Raw genomic sequence first — 14,345 nt, 5'->3', positions numbered from 1 at the left:
TTCTTTTAATTCGAATTTTTTAGTTTTTTATCTTTTATCTGTTCTTTTAACACTTCTTTTTCCTGCTGCAGCTGTGCTTTAATAACATCATTGTAGACTGGAGACTGTTTTAGAGGATCTAATGAATCAAGTTCAACTGTCAGCTTATCACCTTGCTTTATAGGATTATTTGCATCAATAGACTGGCTGATGGCATAACCGTTACCTTTAAACTGTATCTCTACTCCGGTCAACGTACTGAACATCAGAAGATCGCGTCTACTCCATCCAGTGATATCCGGCATCACTTTTGTACCTTCAGTCAGAATAAATACTTTATTATCGGCTATTAACTTCGTGTCTTTAGCAGGTAACTGGTTCGTCACGGTACTGCCGCTTCCAATCTGAACAGGTTGAAGCGAAGCACTTTCAATCTCAGTAGATGCCTTATCAGGCTTACTTCCAATGACATCCGGCGTATTAAATATAAGCTTTGCATTATCCTTGTTAGGTGATCCTACATTCAAATATTTCAATGTATTTTCCATAAGGGGTGTATACCCTTTTGAAACCCCCTGTGCATATGCTTCAGCATCATTCTTCTGTGCAAGACTCATACCGTAGTAGATGATAACTTTAGGGTCTTTGGCTGGTGCATACCCCATAAAGCTGACCATATATGGATTAGCCCCTTGGACGTAGCCACCTTTTTCCGTATCCGGCACTTGTGCTGTACCGGTCTTACCAGCAACTTTATAATCTTTTAGACCATAGTTAAATGCATGCATCTCCTTACCATTTACAACATCATAGAGCTGCTGCATCGTTTTTTGTGCTGTCGATTTTGAAATCGGCTGTCCAATGATATCTTTCTGACCAGTGTAAATATCATTATTATCTTTACTCGTAATGGACTTCACAAAATAGGGCTTCAGCATCTTACCTTCATTGACGATTGCACTTTCAGCCTGTAACATCTGAGCCGGAGTTACGGTTGTAGACTGCCCGAATGAGCTTACTTTTTGACTCAGTTCATCATTCCACGAAATATGCCCGGTAGCTTCTGAATCGAAAAGTGATTGCGTCGATCTGCCAAAACCAAACTTTTCATAATATGTCTTCATCTTATCGGTGCCTACTTTGTCCTGCAGTTTCATCATCAGCACATTTGAAGACAATTGGAATCCTTTGCTCATAGTGATTGTTCCCCACCCAACGTCATTCCAGTCAGAAATCGTTATGCCATCTATTTCTCGTTCACCTGATTCGTACTTCGCTTTCGGGTCATACTGATCTTCTTCAATTGCTGCTGCAAGACCGTAAGTCTTAAAAGTAGAACCTGGCTCATACGTATTCTGATACAGATCGTTGGCCCATTTTTCTCCGAATCCTTCTCTTGTCTGAGGATTAAACGTTGGTCGCTGACTACTTCCTAATATTTCTCCCGTCTTTGCATCCATTACAACAGCAAAGATGTCTTTCGGGTTATAGCGTTTGACCATCATATCGAGTGAGTCTTCCACAAAAATCTGAATGTTCTTATCAATCGTCAGCTTAACATCGTCCCCATCCTGTGCCGGCACGACATTGCCTGACTTAGGCAGTACATAGTTCCATATATCCTGTTTAAAGGTCGTTTTACCTGGTTTTCCCGATAGATAAGAATCGAATATCTTCTCACTACCAAGCATTCCGGTCATCATATTTGTATCTCCATTTTTTTCTGCCAAACCAATTAAATGAGAAGCGAAATTCCCATTTGGATAAAATCTTTTCTTCTCAGAGAAGAATGTGAGTCCAGGCATCTTCAAGTTCTGTATCTTCTGTTTCTGATCAAACGTCAGGTCTTTACCCGCCTTACCAAATTCGACCTGAAATGCTTTTTTATTGCTCAGCACTTTATAGATGTCCTTTTCTTTCATATCGATGATGTCAGCTAAAGCTTTAGCTGTCTTCTTCTTATTAACGACATGTCTCGGTTGCTTACTTCCTTCTGAAAATCGTTTATCGAGGATTGCGACAAGCTTATAGGATTCAATATCCTCTGCAAGCACCTGTCCATTGCGATCTAGAATCTTACCACGTTCAGGCTGATTGACGATATTCCGAACATATTTCTCGCTCGCACGCATTTCAAGATCCTGACCGCTGGACTTTCCTGTAAGCATGATCATGCCATATTTAAAAATCAATGAAAAAAAGAGCAGTCCGAATAGCATGATCAAGAGGACTGCTCCTATTTTGTTTTTCTTTAGTTTTAGTTTACTTCGTGACATCTTTTTGCACTACCTTTACGTTATCGTTTTTCAAGCTTAATCCATATGATTTCGCTTTACTATAGACACGTTCGTATGAAGACTGTTTCATCACTTCAGAATTCAGTTCTCCGTTGACACTTTGCTGGTGTACAATCTTTCCTTCGATTGCTGCAATTTGAGTGTTCGTCTGATACGCATCATATTTCAAAGATAGCATATAGATGCTTACAAACGCAATCAATGACACTAATGTTAAATAAATTAATTTTTCAAGCTTTGAAAGGGAAACAACATGTGTTTTTGAAACAGATTTAACTTTAACTTGTTCATTGACCTGATTGTAATAGTTCGGATTGATGTACTCTACTGCCATGTTGTCACCTCTTTATTTTAATATTTCTACGACTCTAAGCTTTGCGCTTCTCGCTCTATTATTATGTTCGAGCTCTTCATTTGAGGATATAATTGGTTTTCTAGTGATTTTCTTTAGTTTCGGCTGGTATTCAGGGGGAACGACCGGTAATCCACGAGGGATGTCTGGCCCTTTACTGTACTCCTGAAAGACTTGCTTACATAATCGATCCTCAAGAGAATGAAATGTAATGACTGAAATTCTTCCACCCGGCTTAACACTATCAATCGCTTGTTCTATAGAAGATTCAAAGGCACCTAATTCGTCATTGACAGCAATTCGTATCGCCTGAAAGACACGCTTAGCTGGATGCCCTCCAGTTCTTCTTGCGGGTGCCGGAATTGCTGCTTTAATAATTTCAACTAGTTCAGTCGTTGTTTCAATTGGCTGTAACTCACGTTCAGCTTCAATCTTTCTTGCAATTTGTTTAGAAAATTTCTCTTCACCATAACGGAAGAATATAGAAACAAGCTTCTCGTATGGCCAGGTATTGACCACTTCATAAGCTGATAGTGCCTGTGTCTGGTCCATACGCATATCAAGCTTAGCTTCTTGATGATAGCTGAAACCACGCTCTCCTACATCAAGCTGCGGGCTTGATACTCCTAGATCATATAAAATCCCGTCAACCTTCTGAATACCAAGCTGTGTGAGGATATCAGAAAGATTGCGAAAATTATCCTTAACAAACGTTACCTTATCGAGATAATCTTTCAGTATGATGTGCGCATTATCAATCGCAGTCTGATCCTGATCAATCGATATGAGGTGCCCTTCCTGCAATTGCTTCACAAGATATAGACTGTGTCCTGCTCCACCTAATGTACAGTCGACGTATATCCCATTTGGATCAATATTCAGCTGATCGACCGTTTCTTCTAATAATACTGTTACATGATGGAACATAGAATCCTCCTAAAAATCAAAATCAATTAATTCTTCTGCAATTGTCTCAAATTCTTCTTCTGTCTCTTCATAGAAATCAGACCATAACTTACGATCCCAAATTTCTATGCGACTAGATACACCGATAACTGTAGCTTCTTTAGATAGACCCGCATATTCCATCAGATGTTTCGGAATATTGATACGTCCTTGCTTATCCATCTCGACTTCCACAGCTCCGGAGAAGAACATACGCATAAATTTTCTAGCGTCTCTTCTTGTGAGTGGTAATGCTTTTAGTTTTTCTTCAATAGCTGCCCACTCGGTTAATGTATAACCAAAGAGACATTTGTCAAGGCCACGTGTAATCACGAAATGTTCAGTTAATTCTTCGCGAAATTTAGCAGGCACAATCATTCGGCCTTTCGCGTCAAGCTGATGCTGAAATTCACCCATAAACATTTCGATTCACCTCGCCTTAAATATAATTTACCATACCCCCCCACTTTCCTCCACTATTTATGCAATTTTTTTTATAATTAATTGTTTAAAACAGAAAAAGCCTGTTACATTGTTAAGATCAATGTAACAGGCTTCGTCTTATTCATTTGTTTTAATTATTAAATGTTTGAACTGATACGTTTCAAACGAATCGATAACATCCGAGAATACATCCAGGCCATAACGGTTCAATAATTGCGCGGGATGCATGATACGCTCTTGCAGTCCCCCAGGTGTCAGCTCATTGCGCAGCTTGTTGAAATGCTTCATCTCAGTATTATGTCTGCGTTTAATCTGCTTGCGATATGTCTCTAAAAAATAGTTGAACTGCATATGATGGTGTTGAAGATTCTTTTGTGCCAGTTTTGCCAGCTCTACATCACTATCTAGCTGGTGTATCGCTTTAAAAGATGCATCCAGCTGCTGCTGCATCGCATTAATCTCTTGTTCAACTAGATAGTTTTCTTTTGACTTTAAGAAGTTTTGCTCAAAATATTCTATACCTTCTTGAAACAGTCCATCTATTGATATATCGTAACGTGCCATAATCTTTAAATGTTCCGGAGTAATATACGTAATACGCATACGCGGCACAACAACTGGCATGTTAATATTCGCAAGATTGAATACTTGTGTCAGTTCTCCCCAATACTTAATTTCTGAAGGTCCACCGATAAAAGCGAGCGTATTAAATACAAGTTCCTGCATCAGCGGCCTTGTCACGACATTATTTGAGAATATTTCTGGTGACGCGGCAATCATCTGCAAGATTTCTTCTTTAGTAAATGAGACCTCTGACTTTGGTAACACATACTTCCCCGCTTCATACTTCAGCAACTGACGGATACCATCATACTGCATGAACATATGAACATTCGTATCCGTAACAATCTGACGTTCACCTATAGTTTCAGCAAGTTTGTCCTGACCCTCACGGAAAGCACGATCGATCTCAAGATGGTGCTCAAACTGCCAAGTTAACAGTTCTCGCTCTAATTCCCTCAATTGACTATAATGGCTGTCAATAAACAGAACACCATAAGCCTTAAATAGCTCGTGTACAATCTTATGGAAGTGTTCCGTCCAGTTATCTGGAAGTTGAGAGAGCATTGCAAAAAGCGGTTTCGTATGTTCAGTTTCATCCAGCAATGAAATCAGTTTGTTTAACGCTGCATGGAAGGCTTCTGTTTCCATCTGAACGTGACTGACAGAATCCGTTACCTCTTGTTTTGGATAATACTTCACACGATGAATAATGCTTTCGTTGTCATAAATATTTGCGTGATTCACTTCATCAAAATCATGATCTTCTCCTGCAATCCAGAATACCGGTACGATATGCTTTCCAAGTCGCTTTGATTGTTCCTTCGCCATAACAACAATAGAGATAATCTTATGGATTGTATACATCGGGCTGACAAAGAGTCCTGCCTGCTGTCCACCGATAACGACTTGGTGACCTTCTCTTATTGCTGCAATGTTAGTGCGCTGAGCATGTGAGATGTCATCGCCCATATATTGTGCAATCACATCGCTCAGTTCTCGTTCTCTTCCATTAGGACGTACGTCACTTCTTGCCGCTAGTCCCGCCTCGCTTACTGCATAATGATAGAACGCACTCAATTCCGTATGTATGTATCGATCAATAAATGACCCTGATGACTCTTCTAAAAATTTATAATGTTCCACTATCTACACCTCGCATATAATCACTACTTAGTATAATGATTATCATCTTAAAAAACAATTTAACGGCTTATAAATAAGTAGCCTTAGTCAGCAATGACACAATAAAAGAGACCGGAATTTGTTTCCGGCCTCTTGCAATCACTATTATTTAGATACTACTTCTTTACCATTGTATGACCCACATGATGGACATACGCGGTGAGATAACTTCATTTCTCCGCATGATGGACATTCAACCATACCAGGCACTGATAATTTGAAGTGTGTACGACGTTTTCTTTTCGCTGTTTTAGATGTTCTTCTAAATGGAACTGCCATTGTTTTTGCCTCCTATCACTTATTGTTCAGACATACTGTCTTTTAAAGCTTGAAGTTTCGCTAACCTAGGATCAACCTTAGGTAATTCCTCTTCTAATTGACTTTCATCAATAACTTCCCAACCGTTACCTTTCGTTAATGTCAGATCAACATCATCCTTTACCACACGTGCAGGTTTGTTGAGCACGACTAACTCCTGGATAACAGGTTTAAGGTCAATCACACCATTTTCTAATGGATGTCTGTTATCTTCATAGTCAACTTCAAATTCACTATCATCAAAATACTCAATCGATTGGATATCAAACGGAACAACTACATCTTCAAGCGACCTTGCACACGTCATTACATAATGACCCGTAAGATGTAAGTCAGCGATAACTTCGTTAGACTTCGGTGTCAGCTTACCTTCAACATGTATCAGAGATAAATCGACTAAGTCCAGGCTTTTGATTAATTCATTTAAGTTGATTTCTGAATCAACTGACAAAGCATTATCACGATGCTTTCTTAATTCAGTTAATGACCATTTCATATGGTTTCACCTCTTACAAACACAAAATTTATTTTACACTTTATATATGTACTTTGTCAAGATATTTTCTTAACAGATAAATCTGTTACAATGTCATTATAAACGCTGAAAAGGAGAAATACTAGTGAAGGCAATAGCAATCATCGCAGAATATAACCCATTTCATAACGGACACCTATTTCATATCAACAAAATAAAAGCAGCATTTCCTGAGCATGTTATCATCGCGATTATGAGCGGGCAATTTACGCAGCGCGGCGAGCCTGCATTCGTCAGTAAATTTCAGCGTGCACAGATGGCCATTCATCATTGTGATCTTGTCGTTGAATTACCGCAATTCTATGCGATGAGCTATGCAGATGATTTCGCATATGGCGGCGTATCAGTAGCACACATGTTACAAGCTGATACATTATCATTCGGGAGCGAAAGCAATAATCTGCAAGCACTCACTCACGAAGCGATGCGACTTGATAATATAAAACCGACACGCAGAGATATCGGATACGCAGAACTTATGTCAAACGGCCTAAAGAGTAACGATATCCTTGCAGTACAATATATAAGACAAGGTGCACATACCGGACTATCGTTCTTTCCCGTACAAAGGGTCAGCAATGCCTATCTTGATGAATCATTGACCGGAGAAATTTCAAGCGCAACAGCAATCCGTAAAGCCTATTATAACGCAGCACGCTTCCAGCATGCGCTGCCTCAGTCTTCATTACAGTATATCGCACATCCGTTAAATAAAGACATGCTCTTTCAGCTGTTAAAATACCGCATCGTTTCGAGCGACTTAAGTACACTGCGCACAATATACACGATGTATGAAGGTCTGGAATATCGCATCAAGAAGTATATTCATGAGGCTCAAAGCTATGATCACCTTATAGAATGCTTAAGTACTAAGCGTTATACGAAAGCACGGATTCGAAGACTACTCACCTATATCCTGCTCAACGTATCGGAATCAAAGCCTCAGATTGAAGCAATCCGTGTACTTGCTATGAATGAACAAGGAAGAAATTATATTAAACAGGTGAAGACTCTCTGTCCTGTTCCAATTATAACGAATATTAACAAACAGAATGTGCATTATTTCTCGCTGGAAGTTAAAGCTACTGATGTATACAACATACTGACGGGTCAATCACAGACAGAATTCAACAACCCAGTAATCTACAGAAGGCCTTAAACTAAGGTCTTCTGTTTATTTCTGCATATTTTTGTTTTAAAGCAAGTTCAACATTTGGGGGTACGATACTTGAAACGTCCCCACCGTACTTTGCAACATCTTTCGTCATACTTGATGAAATAAATGAATACTGATTATTTGTCATCATATATAATGTTTCAAGATCATCATTAAGCTTCTTATTCATACTTGTCAGCTGCATCTCATATTCAAAATCACTGACTGCACGTAGACCACGCACAATTTGTTTTGCACCTACTTTGTTGCAGTAGTCCACAAGTAGTCCTTGAAAATACTCAACTTCAACATTCGGAATATCTTTAACCGCTTCACTAATCATTTCGATACGTTCTTCAATCGTAAAGAACCCTTGTTTACTTGCATTGTTCAGCACTGATACATGAACCACATCGAAGAGCCCTGCACTGCGTTTAATGATATCAAGATGCCCTAAAGTAATCGGATCGAAACTGCCAGGTATAACTGCTATATTCTTCATTCTATCCCTCTTAATAAGATTAGTTTTGTAATGCCATAATTCTCATGTTTCAGCACTTCATAATCTAACGTATCGATTGTTTCGTGCTTTTCACATTCTATCATAATTAAGCCGCCTGGTTTAAGTAACTTGTTTGCGCGAATGAACGGCAGTGCATCATTAATAATCCCCTTATCATATGGCGGGTCTAAGAAGATGATATCGAACTGCATCTCTCGCTTAACAAGAGCCTTGAGCGCTCGTTTATAATCGTTCTTATAGACTTCAACCTGTTCATCAAGCTTTGAAACATTCTTCTTGATGACCTGGACCGCCTGGAAGCTGCCATCTACAAATACAACATGCGTTAGTCCCCTACTTATCCCTTCTATTCCAAGAGCACCACTGCCAGCAAACAGATCAAGCCCGCTTCCTTCCAGTGACCCAATGATATTGAACATCGTCTCTTTTATTTTATCTGTCGTCGGACGACTTGTGACACCCTTTAACGCTTCTAAAGGAAAGCGCTTATATTTACCACCGATAACTCTCATAATACTCCCCCATATTCCATTCCATAAAAAATTTAGTATACTTAATTTATCACCTAAAAAGGAGTCGAACGATGAAACAGACATTTATACCTCTAGGAACAGGATTAAGCGACCTGTTTGAATTCGAACAGCTGATGAAATATAATCACGAACGCGTCCACTGTCTATTATTTCTGCATACGACACTTGAAGCTGAGCCGAAGACGTCCTGTATTCTGATTATGCATCCGGCACAGGATAAGTTTCAGGCAATGTACAGCATATTTGAATGCATCAAATATCCATATCATGGTCAAAGCAAGAAATATGATATGCTCAAGAATTGGGCCGATCAATATAATATCAAAGTGATAGAGCACGAAATAAAAAGCAAGCAGCATTTTTATGAAGATGAACTCTACTATCAATATTTAACAGGTGTCTTACGTCTACAGCGTATTATTCCACCGATGTATTAGAATAATCTTTCTTCAGTAATTTGTATGAAGAACTTACGACGTTTGTAACAAACTTAAGTTTTTCAAGCTGTTCAAGCGTCCATTCTAGTTTATCGTTATTTATGTACATTGATAACCATTTTTCACTACGATTAATATGCACGATATGTCCGAATTTGCGTAGCTGTCTTTCGTGTTTCGGACTCTTTATATAAATTATGAGTTGTGTTCTCTCAACGATGGACATCATCATATTCCTCTCTTTCATTTCTTTAATAGTACCATGTGTTCTGTTAAAATTAAATTATCAAAATTATTCGGAGGTCAAACAGTTGAATAAATATATGAAACTACTTGCCATAGGCGGTGCTTTCTACACCGTTAGTACGGCGCTTATCAGCAGACGAAAAGCGCCAGCAGCCAAAAATGTTAAACCATACTTTAAAGGTCATGCACCTTATATATTTGCACACCGTGGCGGGCTGCAGTTACGTCCTGAACATACAATGCTTGCGTTTAAGCATGCTCAGACACTTGATGTAGATGGCTTTGAGATTGATATTCGCTTAACGCGTGATAATGAGGTCGTTGTGCTGCATGATGCTACGGTTGACCGCGTGAGTAATGGATCAGGACTTGTATATGATCACACGTTAGCAGAGTTACAGATGCTTGACTTTGGCTACCGATTTACAGATATTAATGGTGAGCAGCCATTTCGTGCCCATCCAGATGCAAAGATTGTAACATTATCAGACCTTATCCGCATATTTCCAGATATTCGTATTAATATTGATATTAAAGATGGACCGGATACAGCTGCTGGCAAACGTATCATCGATGCATTATATGCAGTCATTGAAGATGCTCAAGCTTTCAATCAAGTATTAATCACAAGTTTCTATGATGAGCAGATCAGACGCTTCCGTAACCGATGTGATAAAGAGATCGCATATGGTGCCGGAGAAAAAGAAGTCGCACGTACTTTTCTGCTTTATAGTACCAACTATAAAAATATGGCTCATGTACAGGCAGATACGTTTCAGATTCCTACGCATTTTTATGGCATTTCATTGGCACAACCTCAGTTTATACAATTTCTGCAATCTCAAAATGTCGCCCCCGGTTATTGGGTTATCAATAGTATCGATCAGATGAAACAATTGTTAAAGGCTGGTGCCCATACAATCGTCACCGATCGACCAGACATTGCGATGAGACTTAAACGAAATATTAGTCAATAATATGATAATAAGAAACATCGTGCGTACGCACGATGTTTCTTATTTATTTTCTTTTAAGCTCATAAATCAGCATATTTTTATATGCAGTTTCTTGTGTCACCGTTAATATAGTATTTTGTAACAATGGCTCAAGATTCAACTTTGGATGTAAAATACCTTTACGCTGAAACAGGATGATGCGCCCTTTTTTCTTTGTAACACGCTGCAGTTCTTGAATGAGCGCCTCATGTTCATAGAAACTGTCAAAAGGCTGATTGATAATCACTTTATGAAACTTACGTTCTTTAAAGGGAAGATGCTCATCAGAAATATCATAGTTGAAATGCGGATAAAGATGCATGGCATACTGGAGTTGACGTACGGACTGATCGAGTATATATCCTTTGATATTCACCGTTCTATCGATATCACTAACCCACTTTCCAGCATGGCAACCGATACATAGCACCTTATCATGATAGTTAAAATGAATATATTTAAGTACATAGGCACTCATCCACTGTGTGTAGAGCAAATCTGTACTTCGACTACGATAAAGCATTTCATCCGGCCGATTCAAAAATGCCTTCTTTCTTATCCATTTTTGAATCAACTTATCCTCTTTCATATATCCTCCTAGCTACAGCCACACCCCGAACTGCAAACATGATCTACAAAAAACGGATTCCCTCTTTCAACCTTTACTTCATTTGAAATCGCATGTGCCACGATGGTAATAATCTCATCTAGTAACTGCTGCAATTGCGTTTCCTTCTGTTTAAACAGGACTACAAGTGGATGCATATCATATGCCTTCTTACGCTTTCTTGTCTCCATCATAATCTTCGTATAGTCTGGATGATACCTGCCAAATCGTTGAACTTCCTCATATTGTATTTTTATTTTCAGAAAATCACGTTTCAGCTGCTGCACCTCTTTATTTTGTGCAATTTCTATATAGCTATCACGGTATTCATGATAGGCGCTACTGTGCTTTAACATCGTATTGATGTGTTCAGCACTTTCAATACATTCAAATATTTCTTCTGTATATAACAAGACTTCACTTCCTAATCTTCTTTCAATGATAAATCCTCTAAAAATATAAGTGAGTTATAGCTCCCTGAAATGCCTCCACCCATCGCATTGATGTTTTTATTCAATAGATTGTTACGATGTTCCACTGAATTCATCCAGCTATTGATAACACCTGGTACATCTTCAAAGTTATAGGCGATGTTTTGAGACAGATGATGATAATCGATTCCTTCGGCACTGAGTTTAGAGCCGATCTCGTCTTCTACCGAGGTGACCTGCTGCTTCTCATTGCTGAGCTTAGCTACTTGAAACTGAGCAGTATGATTGATAATTTCATTCGTATCTAGAGGTTCAAGTTCATTCAGTTCACGCATCGTGTTTGTCAGTTCAAACATCGTCAGGACCTCATTACTGTTAATAGCAATTTCTTCTATTCGATGCACTTCATCCTTGAGCTTCTTCTCTATCGTCTTTCCGTTATAACTCATTGCATAGGGCTGCATTTCTACTAAAGTATCCGGAGAAAGATATCTCACAGCCATTATTTTACCTGTAAACCTATCGATAAAGGCCTGCATAAAGAGCCCTTCATATTCCACAAGTGCCTGCGTCTTTATATCAGCCTCAGATAACTGGAACTGATAATCTCCATCCTGCGTAGAAATAATAGGTTCTGATACGATATTGCTACCATCGAACATTTTGCCGGAAGGACTTAATATTTCATACGGTGCAACATCTGCATCCTTACCTGTCGCATAGATCATCTTGATGCGGTTGTCTTTCACTCCAACAATATAATAGGCATCCTTCAATTTATAAACAAAATTTCTGTAACTGAAGTTCGAACTATAGATACGATTCGGATAACCAAATTTATCCGTCAGTACATCGATAGGTTTACCGATATACTGACCGATCCCCTCAGTTAAAGCAGGTTGCTTTACTGAATGCGTTATTTTTTTTTCAATTTGTTTATGCGAAACTTTATCCTTTGCTGGATTTTCTAATATATCAAACTTGCTCGACGGCGAATAGAACAGATAAAATAAAAATATCGAGCCAAGTAATATAAATAATAACTTTATCAATATACTTTTCAAAAATACACCTCAATTCCTGACAATCTTCCTTTATTCTATAACTATTTTAACATTATTTAAAATCAAATGAATATTCGATTGCAGAAAGTATGATTTTATCATAAAATTAAAAGTAGAATGACTTAGGGAGGAACTATAATATGGTATTCGCAAATTCAGGCATTGAATCAATCGTTGCTGATCAATCATTAATCCAGCACGTAATGAATAAGCATGGCTTTGTTCTTGGCGGGCATTGGGATTACGAACGTGTAACCTACGACTTAAAATACGAACTTGATGAAGGAATCTACTACCTACGTATTCCTGGTTACGCAGTTGAAGGGGATGTTGGAGCACGTGATGCCAAACTTCAGATGATGGACCCTTATTTAGGTAAACATTATTATCCAACAGGTATTGAATACGGAGAAGATGAATACTTCTCAGATAAGCTTGTGGACCATTGCAAAAGAACAATCAATAAAGTATTTAATGATATCGTAGCAATTCAAAAATAATATTAAGTATAGCCGAGTGATGCATAATTTTCTATGTTTCATTCGGTTGTTTATTATATGAGGTGATGCAATGTTCAAACGACTAATAACAAAAAGAAATATCGCATTCTTAGCAGTTGCGGTCATCGCACTGCTCTTCTTCTACTTTATCGTTCCGATATCCATTCCGCTTATTGTCGCACTTATTCTGGCGCTGATGATAGAGCCCTTTGTAAAGTTGCTGGAGCAAAAGGTGAGGAGCCGAAAATGGAGTGTAACGATTGTTTATACTTCTATCCTGTCGTTTATCCTATTATTTATGTATTTATTCTTAACGAAGCTTATCCAGCATATTATTCAGTTTTCAAAAGACCTGCCAGACAAGATGAACAATATATTAGATGCATGGACACAATTTGAAGCACGACTCGCTAAAATGATTCCTGAAAGTGTTTCTAATGCACTATTTGATGAAACTCAGAAATTTCTATTTAATCTACGAGATGCTATATTAAACTATTTTAACGCTGAACGCATCACTAATTTAGTGGCGAGCTTACCAGAAACTTTTATTTCCGGACTTGTGTTCTTAGTCGCCTTATTTTTATTTATGCTGGAAATACCGAATATGCATACCTTTATCAGAAAGCATACGTATGACAAAACCTATGAAAAAGCGATGTATATATGGAAAAGAGTATCCTCATCAGTATTTGGTATGCTGCGCGCGGCATTTATATTATCAGGCATCACATGGCTCTTCACCTTTATCGGACTGCTATTTATCACACCGAAAAATGCACTTGTATTAAGCTTTATCATTTGCCTGGTCGATCTGCTACCTATACTCGGTGCTACAGGTGTGACTATTCCATGGGCACTCTATGCATACATTACAGGAGATCCTTCACTCGCTGTCAAACTCATCCTATTATCGGTCTTCCTGCTCGTTCAAAGAAAAGTATTAGAACCGAAAGTGATGGGTAAAGGCGTTGGGCTTAGCCCGCTCCCTACGCTTATTGCGATGTTTATCGGATTAAAGCTTATGGGCTTTATCGGCTTCTTTATCGGTCCGATTGTCTTAATCATCATACTCATCATATTAGAGTCAGGTGCCTTTAATTTAAACTTTAAAGTGTAATCCTCTGAACCTTTATGCATATAAAAAACGATCAGACATTTGCGCTAACCCCATGATATGGGAGTAAAATAAAAACACTTTCGTTGAATTCATATTAAAATGAATTTATACGGAGGT

General features: G+C 38.5%; 18 protein-coding genes. 5 read left to right on the top strand and 13 right to left on the bottom strand.

Annotated elements, in window-relative coordinates:
* Positions 1-5 precede the first annotated feature (5 nt).
* From ACZ2V4_RS00090 to ACZ2V4_RS00060, 7 genes are all read right to left on the bottom strand, one after another.
* Positions 6-2,255 (bottom strand): penicillin-binding protein, encoded by a 2,250-nt coding sequence (locus ACZ2V4_RS00090; RefSeq protein WP_219494501.1) that lies wholly within the window; start codon positions 2,253-2,255, stop codon positions 6-8.
* Positions 2,242-2,610, bottom strand: coding sequence for a cell division protein FtsL (gene ftsL / locus ACZ2V4_RS00085; protein ID WP_086042285.1), 369 nt, complete (start codon positions 2,608-2,610; stop codon positions 2,242-2,244). The genes ACZ2V4_RS00090 and ftsL overlap by 14 nt, the downstream gene beginning before the upstream one ends.
* Before the next feature lie 12 nt (positions 2,611-2,622).
* Positions 2,623-3,555: a 16S rRNA (cytosine(1402)-N(4))-methyltransferase RsmH gene (gene rsmH, locus ACZ2V4_RS00080; protein WP_219494499.1), complete on the bottom strand. Its 933-nt coding sequence runs from the start codon at positions 3,553-3,555 to the stop codon at positions 2,623-2,625.
* A gap of 9 nt (positions 3,556-3,564) precedes the next feature.
* The gene (mraZ, locus tag ACZ2V4_RS00075; RefSeq protein WP_012656658.1) at positions 3,565-3,996 is read right to left on the bottom strand and encodes a division/cell wall cluster transcriptional repressor MraZ; all 432 of its coding nucleotides are present in this window, start codon (positions 3,994-3,996) and stop codon (positions 3,565-3,567) included.
* 138 nt (positions 3,997-4,134) lie between these two features.
* Positions 4,135-5,724, bottom strand: coding sequence for a bacillithiol biosynthesis cysteine-adding enzyme BshC (gene bshC / locus ACZ2V4_RS00070; protein ID WP_490514322.1), 1,590 nt, complete (start codon positions 5,722-5,724; stop codon positions 4,135-4,137).
* Positions 5,725-5,868: 144 nt separating this feature from the next.
* A complete protein-coding gene (gene rpmF / locus ACZ2V4_RS00065) occupies positions 5,869-6,042 on the bottom strand; it encodes a 50S ribosomal protein L32 (RefSeq protein ID WP_041635879.1) in 174 nt (57 codons plus the stop codon).
* Positions 6,043-6,061: 19 nt separating this feature from the next.
* Positions 6,062-6,577, bottom strand: coding sequence for a YceD family protein (locus tag ACZ2V4_RS00060; RefSeq protein WP_219494495.1), 516 nt, complete (start codon positions 6,575-6,577; stop codon positions 6,062-6,064).
* Between the two features lie 124 nt (positions 6,578-6,701).
* On the opposite strand from ACZ2V4_RS00060, the gene ACZ2V4_RS00055 reads away from it, so the two are divergent.
* Positions 6,702-7,775 carry a tRNA(Met) cytidine acetate ligase gene (locus ACZ2V4_RS00055; protein WP_490514321.1) on the top strand — a complete coding sequence of 358 codons (1,074 nt, stop codon included), beginning with the start codon at positions 6,702-6,704 and terminating at the stop codon, positions 7,773-7,775.
* Position 7,776: 1 nt separating this feature from the next.
* On the opposite strand, the gene coaD is transcribed toward ACZ2V4_RS00055, so the two are convergent.
* Positions 7,777-8,274, bottom strand: coding sequence for a pantetheine-phosphate adenylyltransferase (coaD, locus tag ACZ2V4_RS00050; protein WP_219494491.1), 498 nt, complete (start codon positions 8,272-8,274; stop codon positions 7,777-7,779).
* The gene (rsmD, locus tag ACZ2V4_RS00045; RefSeq protein ID WP_219494489.1) at positions 8,271-8,807 is read right to left on the bottom strand and encodes a 16S rRNA (guanine(966)-N(2))-methyltransferase RsmD; all 537 of its coding nucleotides are present in this window, start codon (positions 8,805-8,807) and stop codon (positions 8,271-8,273) included. The genes coaD and rsmD overlap by 4 nt, the downstream gene beginning before the upstream one ends.
* A 71-nt stretch (positions 8,808-8,878) precedes the next feature.
* On the opposite strand from rsmD, the gene ACZ2V4_RS00040 reads away from it, so the two are divergent.
* On the top strand, positions 8,879-9,265 hold the full coding sequence (locus tag ACZ2V4_RS00040) for a DUF7147 family protein (RefSeq protein ID WP_219494487.1): 387 nt from the start codon (positions 8,879-8,881) through the stop codon (positions 9,263-9,265).
* Here the strand turns inward: ACZ2V4_RS00040 and ACZ2V4_RS00035 are convergent.
* Positions 9,246-9,497 carry a DUF2129 domain-containing protein gene (locus tag ACZ2V4_RS00035; protein ID WP_413474399.1) on the bottom strand — a complete coding sequence of 84 codons (252 nt, stop codon included), beginning with the start codon at positions 9,495-9,497 and terminating at the stop codon, positions 9,246-9,248. The genes ACZ2V4_RS00040 and ACZ2V4_RS00035 overlap by 20 nt on opposite strands.
* 79 nt (positions 9,498-9,576) lie before the next feature.
* Here ACZ2V4_RS00035 and ACZ2V4_RS00030 point away from each other — a divergent pair, with 79 nt between their 5' ends.
* Positions 9,577-10,488: a glycerophosphodiester phosphodiesterase family protein gene (locus ACZ2V4_RS00030; RefSeq protein ID WP_419895510.1), complete on the top strand. Its 912-nt coding sequence runs from the start codon at positions 9,577-9,579 to the stop codon at positions 10,486-10,488.
* Positions 10,489-10,531: 43 nt separating this feature from the next.
* On the opposite strand, the gene ACZ2V4_RS00025 is transcribed toward ACZ2V4_RS00030, so the two are convergent.
* Genes ACZ2V4_RS00025 through ACZ2V4_RS00015 form a run of 3 tightly spaced genes read right to left on the bottom strand, consistent with a single transcriptional unit; the run spans position 10,532 to position 12,608 of the window.
* Entirely contained in the window at positions 10,532-11,095 is a 564-nt protein-coding gene (locus ACZ2V4_RS00025; protein WP_490514320.1) for a class I SAM-dependent methyltransferase, read from the bottom strand.
* An 8-nt stretch (positions 11,096-11,103) separates the two neighbouring features.
* Complete coding sequence (locus ACZ2V4_RS00020; protein ID WP_241427494.1) at positions 11,104-11,526, bottom strand: YlbF/YmcA family competence regulator; 423 nt, start codon at positions 11,524-11,526, stop codon at positions 11,104-11,106.
* Between the two features lie 11 nt (positions 11,527-11,537).
* Complete coding sequence (locus tag ACZ2V4_RS00015; RefSeq protein ID WP_419895508.1) at positions 11,538-12,608, bottom strand: CAP-associated domain-containing protein; 1,071 nt, start codon at positions 12,606-12,608, stop codon at positions 11,538-11,540.
* Positions 12,609-12,748: 140 nt separating this feature from the next.
* On the opposite strand from ACZ2V4_RS00015, the gene ACZ2V4_RS00010 reads away from it, so the two are divergent.
* Both ACZ2V4_RS00010 and ytvI read left to right on the top strand, forming a co-directional pair.
* Positions 12,749-13,108, top strand: a complete 360-nt coding sequence (locus ACZ2V4_RS00010; RefSeq protein ID WP_099482113.1) for a YugN family protein — start codon at positions 12,749-12,751, stop codon at positions 13,106-13,108.
* 70 nt (positions 13,109-13,178) lie between these two features.
* Complete coding sequence (gene ytvI / locus ACZ2V4_RS00005; RefSeq protein WP_490514319.1) at positions 13,179-14,228, top strand: sporulation integral membrane protein YtvI; 1,050 nt, start codon at positions 13,179-13,181, stop codon at positions 14,226-14,228.
* The last annotated feature ends 117 nt before the right edge of the window (positions 14,229-14,345 follow it).

The organism is Macrococcus sp. CoH-51_TC_04 (assembly GCF_058188655.1).
This window is presented reverse-complemented; position numbering and strand designations above follow the sequence as displayed.

Excerpts from the sequence above, each read along its gene's own strand:
- ACZ2V4_RS00090 (WP_219494501.1), bottom strand. The coding sequence starts at position 2,255 with ATGTCACGAAGTAAACTAAAACTAAAGAAAAACAAAATAGGAGCAGTC.
- ftsL (WP_086042285.1), bottom strand. The coding sequence starts at position 2,610 with ATGGCAGTAGAGTACATCAATCCGAACTATTACAATCAGGTCAATGAA.
- rsmH (WP_219494499.1), bottom strand. The coding sequence starts at position 3,555 with ATGTTCCATCATGTAACAGTATTATTAGAAGAAACGGTCGATCAGCTG.
- mraZ (WP_012656658.1), bottom strand. The coding sequence starts at position 3,996 with ATGTTTATGGGTGAATTTCAGCATCAGCTTGACGCGAAAGGCCGAATG.
- rpmF (WP_041635879.1), bottom strand. The coding sequence starts at position 6,042 with ATGGCAGTTCCATTTAGAAGAACATCTAAAACAGCGAAAAGAAAACGT.
- ACZ2V4_RS00060 (WP_219494495.1), bottom strand. The coding sequence starts at position 6,577 with ATGAAATGGTCATTAACTGAATTAAGAAAGCATCGTGATAATGCTTTG.
- coaD (WP_219494491.1), bottom strand. The coding sequence starts at position 8,274 with ATGAAGAATATAGCAGTTATACCTGGCAGTTTCGATCCGATTACTTTA.
- rsmD (WP_219494489.1), bottom strand. The coding sequence starts at position 8,807 with ATGAGAGTTATCGGTGGTAAATATAAGCGCTTTCCTTTAGAAGCGTTA.
- ACZ2V4_RS00040 (WP_219494487.1), top strand. The coding sequence starts at position 8,879 with ATGAAACAGACATTTATACCTCTAGGAACAGGATTAAGCGACCTGTTT.
- ACZ2V4_RS00035 (WP_413474399.1), bottom strand. The coding sequence starts at position 9,497 with ATGATGATGTCCATCGTTGAGAGAACACAACTCATAATTTATATAAAG.
- ACZ2V4_RS00025 (WP_490514320.1), bottom strand. The coding sequence starts at position 11,095 with ATGAAAGAGGATAAGTTGATTCAAAAATGGATAAGAAAGAAGGCATTT.
- ACZ2V4_RS00010 (WP_099482113.1), top strand. The coding sequence starts at position 12,749 with ATGGTATTCGCAAATTCAGGCATTGAATCAATCGTTGCTGATCAATCA.
- ytvI (WP_490514319.1), top strand. The coding sequence starts at position 13,179 with ATGTTCAAACGACTAATAACAAAAAGAAATATCGCATTCTTAGCAGTT.